The 14,360-nt window shown below is 45.8% G+C and carries 11 protein-coding genes; 10 read left to right on the forward strand and 1 reads right to left on the reverse strand.

Annotated elements, in window-relative coordinates:
• Positions 1–97: 97 nt before the first annotated feature.
• Entirely contained in the window at positions 98–2,131 is a 2,034-nt protein-coding gene (locus DXK30_RS04670; RefSeq protein ID WP_114700718.1) for a UvrD-helicase domain-containing protein, read from the reverse strand.
• A gap of 840 nt (positions 2,132–2,971) precedes the next feature.
• On the opposite strand from DXK30_RS04670, the gene ndhC reads away from it, so the two are divergent.
• The 10 genes from ndhC to nuoK all read left to right on the forward strand — a co-directional run bounded on the left by ndhC (position 2,972) and on the right by nuoK (position 14,357).
• Entirely contained in the window at positions 2,972–3,595 is a 624-nt protein-coding gene (gene ndhC / locus DXK30_RS04675) for an NADH-quinone oxidoreductase subunit A (RefSeq protein WP_102091044.1), read from the forward strand.
• Between the two features lie 174 nt (positions 3,596–3,769).
• A complete protein-coding gene (locus DXK30_RS04680) occupies positions 3,770–4,438 on the forward strand; it encodes a NuoB/complex I 20 kDa subunit family protein (RefSeq protein ID WP_101206265.1) in 669 nt (222 codons plus the stop codon).
• Positions 4,439–4,628: 190 nt separating this feature from the next.
• Complete coding sequence (nuoC, locus tag DXK30_RS04685; RefSeq protein WP_114700719.1) at positions 4,629–6,404, forward strand: NADH-quinone oxidoreductase subunit C/D; 1,776 nt, start codon at positions 4,629–4,631, stop codon at positions 6,402–6,404.
• Positions 6,405–6,551: 147 nt separating this feature from the next.
• Entirely contained in the window at positions 6,552–7,061 is a 510-nt protein-coding gene (gene nuoE / locus DXK30_RS04690) for an NADH-quinone oxidoreductase subunit NuoE (protein ID WP_057758927.1), read from the forward strand.
• On the forward strand, positions 7,058–8,482 hold the full coding sequence (gene nuoF, locus DXK30_RS04695) for an NADH-quinone oxidoreductase subunit NuoF (RefSeq protein WP_114700720.1): 1,425 nt from the start codon (positions 7,058–7,060) through the stop codon (positions 8,480–8,482). Before nuoE ends, nuoF begins: the two co-directional genes overlap by 4 nt.
• Before the next feature lie 10 nt (positions 8,483–8,492).
• The gene (gene nuoG / locus DXK30_RS04700) at positions 8,493–11,561 is read left to right on the forward strand and encodes an NADH-quinone oxidoreductase subunit NuoG (RefSeq protein ID WP_114700721.1); all 3,069 of its coding nucleotides are present in this window, start codon (positions 8,493–8,495) and stop codon (positions 11,559–11,561) included.
• 52 nt (positions 11,562–11,613) lie between these two features.
• Positions 11,614–12,606: an NADH-quinone oxidoreductase subunit NuoH gene (gene nuoH / locus DXK30_RS04705; RefSeq protein WP_179798733.1), complete on the forward strand. Its 993-nt coding sequence runs from the start codon at positions 11,614–11,616 to the stop codon at positions 12,604–12,606.
• 55 nt (positions 12,607–12,661) lie between these two features.
• Positions 12,662–13,210: an NADH-quinone oxidoreductase subunit NuoI gene (gene nuoI, locus DXK30_RS04710; RefSeq protein WP_010198902.1), complete on the forward strand. Its 549-nt coding sequence runs from the start codon at positions 12,662–12,664 to the stop codon at positions 13,208–13,210.
• A complete protein-coding gene (nuoJ, locus tag DXK30_RS04715) occupies positions 13,207–13,950 on the forward strand; it encodes an NADH-quinone oxidoreductase subunit J (RefSeq protein WP_114700722.1) in 744 nt (247 codons plus the stop codon). The genes nuoI and nuoJ overlap by 4 nt, the downstream gene beginning before the upstream one ends.
• A gap of 98 nt (positions 13,951–14,048) precedes the next feature.
• Positions 14,049–14,357: an NADH-quinone oxidoreductase subunit NuoK gene (gene nuoK / locus DXK30_RS04720; RefSeq protein ID WP_025653102.1), complete on the forward strand. Its 309-nt coding sequence runs from the start codon at positions 14,049–14,051 to the stop codon at positions 14,355–14,357.
• The last annotated feature ends 3 nt before the right edge of the window (positions 14,358–14,360 follow it).

A 14,360-nucleotide genomic window follows, 5' to 3' on the forward strand; every position in this document is an offset into this window, starting at 1 on the left:
ATAATAATCGCCTTTTGCGCAGTCTAAAGCGTGTTTTCGCAAGCATTTTACTTAGGTGCTTATTACTTACTTAGGTGTTTAAGTGTTTTGATTAAGATTAACGCTTACCCAGTAACGCTCGAATATTGGCCAAATATTCATCAGCAACGGCTTCTGGGTCTTTGGTCGCTTTTTTCTTTTTCGCTTTGGCAGGCCAGTCAATATGATCCTCAGGCAGCTCATCCAAAAATCTTGATTCTGAGGTAACGCGCATCTGACCACCAGCACGGCGCTGGGTCGCGAGCGTCAATGTCAGCTCACGACGCGCACGGGTAATGCCCACGTACATCAAACGGCGCTCTTCTTCGACCGTCTCACTCATAATCGAGTTGCGATGCGGCAGCATCTCTTCCTCAAGCCCCATGATATAAACAAAATCAAACTCCAAGCCCTTTGCCGCATGTAAAGTCATCAAGTTAACTTTATTAGTATTCTCTTCTTCTTGCTGTTGCTCGAGCATATCAAGCAAAACCAGCTTACGAATGATGGTATCAATCGTTCGGTCCTCGTCTTCTTCAGCACGATTAATCAAGGACTGAATACTGGTGTAGAGCATATCGATATTATCAATACGGTTTTTTTCTTGTTGCGGCGTTTTAGCATCGCTACGGACAAAGTCAATATAACCTGTCTCATCAATCATCTGGCGTACGATAGGTACAGGGTCTGGGTGTTGATCCAGCTCACGCGTATAGTGCTCGATAAATTCACCAAACTCTTTTATCGTACCATAAGCCTTTGATGGCAATACATGAGTCAGGCCAGCATGGGTACAAGATGCCAGTAGCGATATGCTGTGCTCTTGCGCAAATAAGCCGAGTTTTTCTAGCGTGGCGGGTCCCATACCGCGCTTGGGTGTATTGATAATACGCAAAAACGCGCTGTCATCTTCGGGATTCAGAATCAGACGCAGATAGCCCATGATGTCTTTGATTTCACTACGTGCAAAGAATGACTGACCGCCTGATAATTTATAAGGCACTTGCAGCTGGCGCAGTTGTGCCTCTAGCATACGTGCTTGAAAGTTACTGCGGTACAGTACGGCATACTGTTCCCACTCATTACCGAAACGCAGCTTGTGTGTGACGATTTCTTTGGCCACGCGCTCGGATTCATCATCGTCATTACGACAATTAATAATGCGGATTTTTTCGCCTTGACCTTTATCTGACCACAGTTTTTTCTCAAATAAATGCTCGTTGTTTAGAATAACGGCATTGGCAGAGGTCAAGATACGTGTGGTTGAGCGGTAATTTTGCTCAAGCATAACGATTTTTAGTTTTGGAAAATCTTCTTTTAGCAGTGCCATATTTTCGGGCTTCGCCCCGCGCCACGCATAGATAGATTGGTCATCATCACCTACCACGGTGAAGCGACCTTGCGGACCGACCAAATACTTAATCATCTCATACTGGGCAGTGTTGGTATCTTGATACTCATCGACCAATAGATAGCGAATACGGTTCTGCCATTTATCACGTAGCTCTCTATTTTCACGCAATATCTTGGTTGGCAAGACAATCAAGTCATCAAAATCGACGGCATTATAAGCACGCAAGTTACGCTCATAAAGCGCATATAACGTCGCGAAAATCATATCTTCTGGATCGTCTAACGTTTCCATCGCCTTATCAGGCTCGACCAAGTCATTTTTCCAATCAGAAATCATTTTGATGGCTTTACCGACTAACTCGCGACTTTCAGCGCCGCTTAAGTTGTCGCGCATCATCAGCTCCATCAAGAGGCGCTTACTGTCATCGCTGTCCATGATGGAAAAATTGCCTTTTAGCGGGGTATGAATCAGCTCATAGCGCAAAAACTGTAGACCAAATTGGTGAAACGTCGATACCGTTAACCCGCGCATTTTTTCGCTTGGTAGCAGTTTGCTTACCCGCGCTTTCATCTCACGTGCCGCTTTATTGGTAAAGGTCACGGCGGTGATGCGCTCAGCTGGCATGTCACATTCTTGGATTAGGTAAGCAATCTTACGCGTAATCACAGAGGTTTTGCCGGAGCCAGCACCTGCAAGTACAAGTAATGGACCAGATACGTAGAGCATGGCTTCTTGTTGTTTGGGATTGAGTTGACTCATAACGTGACCTGTAAGACAAAAGCAAAAAAGAGGGTAGCGCTGATATGAAAAACATAGATAAACGCAGCGCGCATCATCAAAACTCGTATCGTTGCGATATTTTAATAATCTTTATTATAAGAATAATAGAATTTAAGGTTTGATGATGGCATATCATAAAAATCTGGTGGGTCATTATAAAGCAAAAATACTCACTTTGGGGGAGGACTTGGGTGATGAAAGTGGGGTATTCAGACACTTGATTTTTGACAAATAGCGTGGCAGTGTTTGCTCATAGTCAAAAGTACGGATTTGGGGTTAATATAAGGTAAGGTCTATATCATAATTCATAGTAAAAAAAACACATTTTTTTTACACAGAAAGTGACCGTTCAATACAGTTAAAAACTAGCTTTTAGGCACTGATATGCGTATAGTACGTAAATAATTTATGCCAGTTGTCACGTCATTGTTGACCACGTGTAATGAGCTATTAAATCAATTAAGTAAGCAGTCAGATATGATATTGATTTAATACGTTGATCTTACGTTGTTAGAAGATGCGTTGGGCGACCAGCCTTTATCCGCGCGCATACCGGAATCTCTACAGTTGGTCACGTCTGACATCGTCGTCAATAAGCTTGATAATTGGTTGTTACCAGCAAAATACCTAACATGTGACTCAATGACAGTTACTTAAACACAGTGACAGTTACTGAAGTGCAGTGACAATTACTTAAATAATTACTTAAATGAAGTCACTTTGTGTTTTCGTCTGCGTTATACCTGTCGCAACATGGCCTGAGTGGGTCAGTGCTTGCGCTGTGTCTAACACTCGATTGGGTGAGGAGCACGTATTATCATGTCTGCTTTTAATTGGTCAGCCATTGCTTTTATCTTAGCCGCCATTGGGCTAGTTGTCTTTATGCTGGTCGTACCGCGCTTACTTGGCGGTCGCTCTCAAGGCTCACAAAAGGAAGAAGTGTTTGAAGCGGGTGTTGTCGGATCTGGCAACGCCCGTATTCGTTTGTCTGCCAAATTTTATTTGGTCGCAATCTTCTTTGTGATTTTTGATTTAGAGGCGCTATATCTCTACGCTTATGCTGTGTCAGTACGAGAGGCAGGCTGGCTTGGCTTTGCCGCCGCTGGTACGTTTATCACTATTCTAATTATCGGTTTGATTTATGAGCTGAGCTTGGGTGCGATGAACTGGGCACCTGCTGACAAGCTACGCAAAAAAGCACGCTTATATGCGGCGCCTGCAGGCTTTAACTTAGCAGACATCACCAAGTTTGATGGTGCTCATGAGCTAATGGTCGATCCGACAGGTAAAGTACCCGCGCAGTCATCCGGTCAAATCAATGTCTCAAACAATATTGAGACCAATCGTCGTCATCTACAAAACATCGATCATATTAATACCACGGGTAACGTTACTTCTGTGGATTTTGCGACGTCTGCCCAGCAGGACAAAACTGAACGTTAATAGCAGTTGATGCTTAGCTTATAGCGTTTGCAAAAACGAGCAGCAAAGCATGAAGGCGTCAGTTCTGTTTGTATTAATGATCGCTGATGATTAGCCACTTATTAATAATAAAATTATGGTGACAGCGCAAGCAAGATGATTGCCACGCCAAGCCTAATATGAAGGTTGTATGTTATGAAATACACATTAACAAAAGCCAACCCCGATGCAGATACCTATCCTGCACAGACCAGTCAAACGGTCAATGATCCTATCGAAGATGAAGTGAATAAAAACGTCTTTATGGGTCGTCTCGAAGACCTCGTTCATTCAACAGCAAACTGGGGGCGTAAGAACTCACTTTGGCCATTTAACTTTGGTACCTCTTGCTGTTATGTTGAATACGCTACTACCTTAACCGCCGTTCATGATTTGTCACGTTTTGGGGCAGAGGTTATTCGTGCCTCGCCTCGTCAGGCGGACGTCATGATTGTCGCTGGTACTTGTTTTGTCAAAATGGCACCTGTTATTCAACGTCTTTATGAGCAAATGCTTGAGCCAAAATGGGTCATCTCAATGGGTGCCTGTGCCAACTCTGGTGGTATGTATGATATCTACTCTGTCGTACAAGGCGTAGATAAAATCATTCCAGTCGATGTCTATGTGCCAGGCTGTCCGCCGCGTCCAGAAGCGCTTATTCAAGGTTTGATGTTATTGCAAGAATCTATCACCAAAGAGCGTCGTCCGCTGGGCATCCATGTCAATGAGCAGGGTATCTATCAGCCACAAATGACGCCTGAGCGTGACCGTAAGCAAGCAGATCGTATCGCTGTCAAAAACTTGCGCAGCCCAGATAGCATTTAAGTTTCAAACAGTATTTAAGTTTCAAACAGCATTTAGACTTGTAGCAACAGTTTCAATATTTTATGCGCTTATCATAGTTCGGTTATGATTAACATAGCTCAGTTATGGTTGACATAGTTCGGTTATGACTAACATAGTTCGGTTATGACTAACATAGTTCAGTTATGATTAATGAAGGAATACATCATTCATGGTCACGGTAGTCGAAAACATAGATCCTAAGATCAAGCCCGTCCCAGCAGTCGTCACAGAGCTGGAGCAAAAGTATGCTGGTAAATTTGTCGTGCAGCAGACTGTGGATGAGATTCCAACGGTTTGGGTGGCGCGTGCTGATTTATTAGATATTCTCTTATTCTTGCGCAAACTGCCTAAACCTTATGTCATGCTATTTGACTTGTCAGCGATAGATGAGCGTTTACGCCAGCATCGCGCAGGGTTGCCTGACAGTGACTTTACGGTGTTTTATCACTTGATGTCGCTTGAGCGTAATAGTGATGTACGTATCAAGGTCGCGTTAAGCGAAGACGATGTCAATGTACCGAGCGCCACCAATATTTGGCCAAACGCCAACTGGTATGAGCGTGAAGTGTGGGACATGTTTGGTATTGTCTTTACAGGTCATCCGCATTTGACCCGTATTTTATTACCGAAATACTGGGAAGGTCATCCACTGCGTAAAGAGTACCATGCGCGCGCGACGGAATTTACCCCATATTTCTTGAACACCGCTAAACAGCAATACGAGCAAGAAAACTTGCGTTTTGTCCCAGAAGAGTGGGGCATGAAGCGTTCGGGACGTGATGAAGACTTTATGTTCTTGAACATCGGTCCTAACCATCCCTCTGCTCACGGTGCCTTCCGTTTGGTGCTACAGCTTGACGGTGAAGAAGTCGTCGATTGTATCCCTGATATCGGCTATCACCATCGCGGTGCAGAAAAAATGGCTGAGCGTCAAACTTGGCATTCATTTATTCCTTATACCGACCGTATTGATTATCTCGGCGGTGTAATGAATGAGCTACCGTACATCATGTCGGTCGAAAAGTTGGCTGGAATTACCATTCCACCGCGCGCTGAAACTATCCGCGTGATGATGAGCGAGTTTTTCCGTATTACCAATAACTTACTATTCGTCGGTACGTTCATTCAGGATGCGGGCGGTATGACCCCTGTATTCTATATGTTTACCGATCGCCAAAAAGCCTATGACGTTATCGAAGCCGTGACTGGCTATCGTATGCATCCAGCTTGGTTCCGTATCGGTGGTACGGCTGCTGATCTGCCACGTGGCTGGCAGCGTTTGGTTCGTGAGTTCTTAGATTGGATGCCAAAACGTCTGGACGAATATGTCAAAGCGGCATTACAAAACAGCGTGCTCAAAGGCCGTACCCAAGGGGTTGCTCAGTATAATGCTAAGCAAGCACTTGCTTGGGGCGTGACGGGCGCAGGTCTGCGTGCGACAGGCGTTGATTTTGACCTGCGTAAAGCGCGTCCATACATGGGCTATGAGAATTACGACTTTGAAGTGCCAGTTGGCTACAACGGTGATGCTTATGACCGTTGTATGGTCAAAGTCGAAGAGATGCGTCAGTCGTTACGTATCATCCGTCAATGTATGGACAATATGCCACAAGGTCCTTATAAAGCGGATCATCCACTGGCCGTACCACCGCCAAAAGACCGTACGCTAAATGATATCGAAACGCTTATTAATCACTTTATCTCAGTATCTTGGGGTCCTGTGATGCCAGCGGGCGAATGTACAACGATCGTCGAGGCGACTAAAGGTCTGAACAGTTATTACATCACCTCAGACAAGGCCACGATGAGCTATCGTACCCGTATCCGCACACCGACATTTGCGCATTTGCAGCAGATGCCATCGGTCATCAATGGCTCGCTGGTTTCTGATGCCATTATGTATCTGGCATCGATTGATATTGTGATGGCGGATTGTGATCGTTAGAGCCGCTGCTTCAAAAGTATTTGTTCATCAATATATTATTGCCTGATGGCACACCAAAATGCTGTCATTCGCCAATATAACCACAGTTTTAATCAGACTGATATTGGCTTGTGATAGAGCAGGATGAGTGAGGAAAGACAGAAGATTATGAAAATTGTTTCCGACAAAATGCCAAAAGTAGATGTGGAAAGCATTCTCACTAGTGATGAAATCGCTGCCATTCATGAGTTTATGCATCATTACCCACAGGCGCGTGCTGCCTCGCTAGATGCACTAAAAATCGTGCAAAAGCGCAACGGCTGGGTCGATGATGCGCAAGCAAATGCCATTGCTAATATCCTAGACATCCCGATGTCAGACATGGATGGGGTTGCGACTTTCTTTAACCGTATTTATCGCCAACCTGTCGGTCGCCATGTGATTCTCATATGTGACTCCGTGGCTTGTTATTTGACAGGTTATGAGGCGCTGTCAGCTGAGATTAGATCACAGCTGGGTATTGAGTATGGTCAGACAACTGCTGACGGACGTTTTACCCTATTGCCAATTTGCTGCTTGGGCAACTGTGATAAGGGACCAGCGGTACTGATTGATGAAGACACTTACGGCCCTGTCCAGCCATCTGAGGTCGCGCAATTATTGGAGCTATACGCATGAGTTTAACGATTTCAGAGCAAATTGCTCGTCGCGGTCAAGGCCAAGCGCCAAGCCAGCTAAATGCACAGCGTGTTCCAATCTATGGTGATAAAGCGACAGCCACTAGCGAAACCAAGCCTTTGACTTGGCGTTTAGCGCATCATGATGCGGTGCTTGATTTAGCCACTTATGAGTCTCTAAAAGGCTTTACGGGTCTAAAAGAAGCCCTATCCAAATCGCCTAAAGACGTCGGCAATATGATTAAAGCGGCCAATGTCAGGGGTCGCGGTGGTGCGGGCTTTAACGCTGGTCTTAAATGGTCGTTTATGTCACCGCCGGACGGTTTGCCGCGTTATCTCATCTGTAATGCGGATGAAATGGAGCCGGGCACGTTTAAAGACCGTTTGCTCATGGAGCGTCTACCGTTTCAGCTGATCGAAGGTATGCTGATTACCGCTCATGCGATTGGCGCCACTGACGGTTATATCTTTATCCGTGGAGAGTATATCTTGGCCGCTGAGCGTTTGGTCGCTGCTATCGAAGAGTGCTTGGCTAACAATCTCATGGGCGACAACATTTTAGGCTCAGATTTTAGTTTTAATCTGCATGTGCATACGGGCGCTGGACGTTATATCTGCGGTGAAGAAACAGCGCTAATTAATTGTCTAGAAGGCCGCCGTGCTAACCCACGTACCAAGCCGCCGTTTCCGCAAATCTCTGGTGCATGGGGTCGTCCAACCGTTGTTAATAACGTTGAAACTCTGTGTAATATGCCAGCGATTTTGAATCATGGCGTTGAATGGTATCAGTCGTTATCTGAAATCAAAGGCAAAAGCAAAACGCCGGGCACCAAACTATTTGGCTGTTCAGGATTGGTCAATGATCCAGGCCTTTGGGAATTACCGTTTGGTTATACAGCTCGCGAAATCATTGAAGATTTAGCGGGTGGTATGAAAGATGGTAAAACACTGAAAGCTTGGCTACCGGGCGGCGCCTCGACTGATTTTTTGACCGCAGAACATTTAGATGTGGTGGTAGATTTTGACACCATTCAAAATGCGGGTAGCCGTATGGGTACTGGTCTGATTATGGTTGTTGATGAATCACAAGACATGGTGCCATTACTGCGCAACCTTGAGATTTTCTTTCAGCGCGAGTCATGTGGTTGGTGTACACCATGCCGTGATGGTCTGCCATGGGGCGTTAAACTGCTTACCGCCATCAATGATGGTGAAGGGCAAGTGGGCGATGTAGAAAAACTAGAGGGCCTCACGCGTGACTTATGGATTGGTAAAACATTCTGTGCGCATGCCCCAGGTGCGATGGAACCACTAATGAGTGCGATTAAATATTTCCGTCCAGAGTTTGATCAAAAAATCGCGCAGGCGGTTGGTGTCGATGTTATTGATGCTGCAGCCAACCAACAGCCAGTAGTGAAATAAGGAGAGCGGCATGGCAGTCATACATATTGATGGAACCACTGTCGAAGTAGATAGCGCAGATAACTTGCTACAAGCCTGCTTATCACTCGGCATTGATGTGCCGTATTTTTGTTATCATCCAGCCCTTGGCTCAGTAGGCTCGTGCCGTCAGTGCGCGGTCAAGCAATTCCAAAATAAAGAAGATATGGAAGCAGGTCGCGGTCGTCTCGTGATGTCTTGTATGGTCGCTCCTGGCGATGATATGTACATCTCGGTCACTGACGATGAAGCCAAAGCATTCCGCAAGTCGATGGTTGAGCTACTCATGACCAACCATCCACATGACTGTCCAACTTGTGAAGAAGGTGGACATTGTCATTTGCAGGATATGACTTACATGTCAGGTCACAGCCGTCGTCGCTATCGCTTTACCAAACGCACGCATCATAACCAAGAGCTTGGTCCATTCATCGCGCATGAAATGAACCGTTGTATCGCTTGCTATCGTTGTGTACGTTTTTATAAAGACTATGCGGGCGGCGAAGACTTGGGCGTTTATGGCTCAAACAATCGCGTTTACTTTGGCCGTGATAAAGATGGTCAGTTTGAAAGCGAATTTTCAGGCAACTTAACCGAAGTTTGCCCAACGGGTGTGTTTACTGATAAAACCCACTCTGAGCGCTACAACCGTAAATGGGATATGCAGTATGCGCCAAGCATCTGTCATGGTTGCTCAGCTGGTTGTAATATCTCACCGGGCGAGCGTTATGGTGAATTGCGCCGTATCGAAAACCGCTATAACGGCGAAGTAAACCGCTATTTCTTATGTGACCGTGGCCGCTTTGGTTATGGCTATGTCAATCGTGATGATCGTCCAACCCAAGCGCTTGAACGTATCAATGATAAGCATGTCAAAATCAATATTGACTACGCACTTGATGAAACCATCAAACGTATCAAAGATAAAAAAGTCATCGGGATTGGCTCACCACGTGCCAGTTTAGAGACTAACTTTGCGCTAAAAAATCTGGTCGGCTTTGATAACTTCTCAACAGGTCTGAACCATCAGCAGCAAGCACTGGTCAATAAATGCATCGAAGTGCTTAGCACTGAAGGTATTTATAACCCTAGCATGACCGATATCGAAACGCATGATGCGGTGCTCGTATTGGGTGAAGACATCACGCAAACTTCATCACGTGTCGCACTGTCAGTACGTCAAGCGGCAAAAAATGAAGGTCTAAAAATGGCAGCGGCGCTGCAAACACAGCCGTGGCTTGCTGAACCAGTTAAGCGTATCGCTCAAGATGCGCTAAGCCCAGTCTATGTCATTGATGTAACGCAAACTAAGTTAGAAGATATCAGTAAAGTGAGCGTAGTGGCGACCCCTGAAGATATCACTAAACTTGGCTTCAAAGTCGCTGATGAAATTGCTAACTTCGCTGATGATTTAGCAGACATAACAGACCCACAAGCAGCTGATGCAAGTGCTGAAACTGATGGTATGCAAGCGTTGGCGCAGCAAATTGCTTATGACCTGATTCAAGCTGATAAGCCGTTAGTTGTTTCGGGTAGCAGCTTGTCTTCTACCGCATTGATAGAAGCAGCAGCACAGATTACCCAAGCATTGACCCAAAAACGCGCGGCAATTAAAGCGACTGAGCAACAGCAGGTCGAGGCACATAATGCCAAAGTACAGGCAGCGCAAGCAAAAGCAGCTAATGACCAGCCTGAAGAAGACCAAGATTTATCTGCCAAGCCAAACAAACCTGAAACGGGTGTAAATACAGAAGCGCAAGATGATGTTGAGCGTGAGCCTGCTGGAAACCTTGAGTTAAAAGAAGTAAATAACAAGTATCAGGCACAAGCAGGTATCTACTTAACGGTTACCGATGCTAATAGCATGGGCGTTTGTATGCTTGGCGGTCAATCAGTCGAAGAATTACTGGCGACTGATTTCGATGTAGTTATCGTCGCTGAAAATCAGCTGACTGATGCCATCGATGCTAATAAATTGACGCAGTTATTATCTGATAAAACAGTCATTGCATTGGATCATCAGCTACTTGATTGGCACAAAGACGTCGATATCGTATTGCCAGCGGCTAGTTTTGCAGAAGCAGATGGTACATTGGTATCGGCTGAAGGTCGTGCGCAGCGATTCTTCCAAGTTTACGATAACGAATACTACCATCCAATGAGCAGCATTAAAGAAGGCTGGCGCTGGATACATGCTGTGCATAGCAGCATTGAAGGTCGTGATGTCGACTGGACGCAGCTAGATGATGTTATCAATGCATTGATTGCCACCCATCCTAAACTTGCAGGTATCAAAGGCGCTGCGCCTGATGCTGATTACCGTATAACGGGTCTGAAAATCGCGCGTCAACCGCGTCGTTATTCAGGTCGTACTGCTATGCGTGCGCCAATCTCAGTGCACGAGCCAATGCAGCCGAAAGATTTGGACACTGGTCTAACTTTCTCAATGGAAGGTTATAGCGGTAAAGAAACGCCAAGCTCGATGATTCCTTTTGCCAATGCGGCAGGTTGGAACTCACCTCAAGCATGGAACAAATACCAAGACAAAGTCGGTGGTCATCTGAAAAATGGTGATCCAGGTGTGCGCTTGTTCGATCAGCTAGAGCGCCTAGCCACTCGTCAATATGTGGCGCCAGAAGCGATGTCTTCGAATACAACTGACTTGCAGCACGGCCAAGCGAAGCTAGTGCCTATCTATAATATATACGCCAGCTCAATGATGGCATCACGTAGCCCAATCGTCGCAGAGCAACTACCTGTTGCTGCATGGCGTATCGGTATAGACGATGCCAAAGACTGGAAGATTGCTGCTGGTGATTACTTGGCGATAGAAATCGATAAGCAACAAATCACCTTGCCAGTACAGCTGGTCGGTTATTTGGCAGAAGGCTGTATCGGTTACCCCGTTGGGCAGGTGAGCATTATTCACCCATCAATGCCAGCGTCGGTGCGTAAAGTGGATGCACCAGTGACGATGATGGGTAGCATGGCTAACGATATGATTAATGATAATGACACAGCGCAAATAAACGCAGCGCCGACCACCACACAGGAGGTGTAATATGCAAGTTACCCGTATTATCCCTGATGTGCCAAGCTTTTTGGCCAATAGTATGAGCTTTGATACCTGGTCTATTCTGTTTTTGGTGGGTCAATCACTAGTCATCTTTTTGGTCGTGGTATTGGTTGCCGCGATGATGATTATCTATGAGCGCCGTATGTTGGCCTTATGGCAAGATCGTTATGGTCCAAACCGTGTCGGGCCTTTTGGTTCGTTGCAGTTAGTCGCCGATATGCTAAAAATCTTCTTTAAAGAAGATTGGACACCAAACTTTACCGATAAGTTTATGTTCACGTTGGCACCTGCGGTCGCGATGTTTACTGCCTTGGCTTCATTTGCCATTATTCCTATCTCGCCAACGCTTGGCGTGGTTGATTGGGATATCGGTATTCTGTTTTTCTTTGCCATGGCGGGTATTGCGGTTTATGCCGTAATGTTCGGCGGTTGGGCGTCTGCCAATAAGTTCTCGCTACTCGGTGGTTTGCGCTCTGCTGCACAGACGATCAGCTACGAAGTGTTTTTGGGTTTGTCGTTGATGGGCGTTGTTGCGCTAACAGGTTCATTTAACCTACGTGCCATTGTTGAAGCGCAAGCAGACGGCTGGTATATCATTCCGCAGTTCTTTGGCTTTCTAACCTTTGTAGTGGCTGGTGTGGCCGTTACGCATAGACATCCATTTGACCAACCAGAAGCAGAGCAAGAACTGGCTGAAGGTTATCATGTCGAATATTCTGGCATGAAGTTTGGTATGTTCTTCATTGGTGAGTATGTCAACGTTGTCTTGATTTCTGCCTTAATGACTTGCTTGTTCTTTGGCGGTTGGCTTGCGCCGTTCAATTTAGATATTCCATTTATTCCACCAGCTTTTTGGTTCATGATTAAAACGCTGTTCTTTATGACCATGTTTGTTTTGGCTCGAGGCTCACTCATGCGTCCGCGTTATGATCAGGTGATGAACTTTGGCTGGAAAGTATGTCTGCCCGTAACCTTAATCAATCTGTTGATTACTGCTGCGGTCATTTTGATCTTTTCCCCAACGTTATAGTCATTACTAGCCATCACTGATGAACTAGGGTAAAGCTGATAAGGATAATAATCCCATGTTTACTACCATAAAAAAGACCGTCATTGGTATATTTACCATTGTCCGCAGCATGTGGATGGTCAATAGTCATGCGCTCAGACCGCGTGATACCATCCTTTATCCTGAAGAGCCGGTACCTGTGCCGCCGCGTTTTCGTGGACGTATTGTCCTAACGCGTGATCCTGATGGAGACGAGCGCTGTGTCGCTTGTAACTTGTGTGCGGTGGCCTGTCCGGTAGGGTGTATCTCATTACAAAAAGCCGAGCGTGAAGATGGACGCTGGTATCCAGAGTTTTTCCGTATCAATTTCTCACGCTGTATCTTTTGTGGATTGTGTGAAGAAGCCTGTCCAACGACAGCGATTCAAATGACCCCAGATTTTGAGCTGGGTGAATATAAGCGCCAAGACTTGGTCTACGAAAAAGAGCATTTGCTCATTTCAGGACCAGGTAAATACCCTGATTATAACTATTATCGTGTGACAGGTATGGCGGTAGCAGATAAACCAAAAGGCGCAGCACAAAATGAGTCTGCACCGATTGATCTAAGGAGCTTGCTACCATGATGAATATTTTAAACCATCCTGAATTGGCTGGGTTTTATTCGCTTGCAGCAGTGGCGATATTTGCCAGTCTGCGCGTAGTGACTCAGGCCAATCCAGTGCATGCTATCTTATCAATGATTGTGTCGTTGTTGGCAATTGCTGGGATATTTTTTGTACTAGGTGCGCCGTTTGCAGGAGCATTAGAGATTGTTGTTTATGCAGGTGCCATTATGGTGCTATTTGTTTTCGTTATCATGATGCTTAATTTGGGCATGAGTAATGACGAGCGCGAAGAGCGTTGGCTCGATGCAGGCACTTGGGCGATACCGACAGGATTGACGATAATTATTGCCGTTGTGCTCTATGCGATGATTGGTCTCAATCATGATGAAGCTGTCATGATGGGTGGCACGACTATCTCTGCCAAAGCAGTCGGTACGGTGTTATTTACCAAATACATTATGCTGGTTGAAGTGGCAGCATTGCTATTATTGGCAGCCTTGGTCGCCGCTTATCATTTAGGTAAAGAGACAGTCGACGATGAGGTCATCGGTAATGATAGCCAAAACTTCAAGCCAAGCGTAGGCAGTATCAAACAATACGACAATGATAGTACGCTTACACAGCATGACGGCGTAGAAATGGCTAAGCCTTACGAATATAAAGATGTTGACCCGCATGACTATGTAGGTATGAAGGTAGGCATGAAAGCAGGTAGTCAAGTAGGTGCGAACAAAGTTACGCGCAAGGAGTCAGACTAATGGTACTAGCAGCAAGCGTGGCACAAGATGTGTCAAACGTGCCGTTTGCCCACGAGGTGGCAGGCTTAGTACAGCCAGTTGCTGAGGCGCAAAATGTACTGGGTATGATACCCATGAGCCATGGACTGATTTTGGCAGGCATTTTATTTGCTATCGGTCTGTGCGGCGTTATGGTACGACGTAACTTCTTATTTATGCTAATGAGTCTTGAGATCATGATGAATGCGGCAGCATTGGCATTTGTAGTGGCAGGTAGTCGCTGGGTCGATCCAGACGGACAGATTATGTTTATCTTTATTTTGACCTTGGCCGCGGCTGAAGCGTCAATTGGTCTGGCAATATTATTGCGTTTTTATCATCAGCGTGGGCATCTCGATGTCGATAGCGCCAATGAGATGAAAGGATGATGT

Origin of the sequence: Psychrobacter proteolyticus, assembly GCF_003350005.1 — a bacterium.
GTDB classification, from domain to species: domain Bacteria; phylum Pseudomonadota; class Gammaproteobacteria; order Pseudomonadales; family Moraxellaceae; genus Psychrobacter; species Psychrobacter proteolyticus.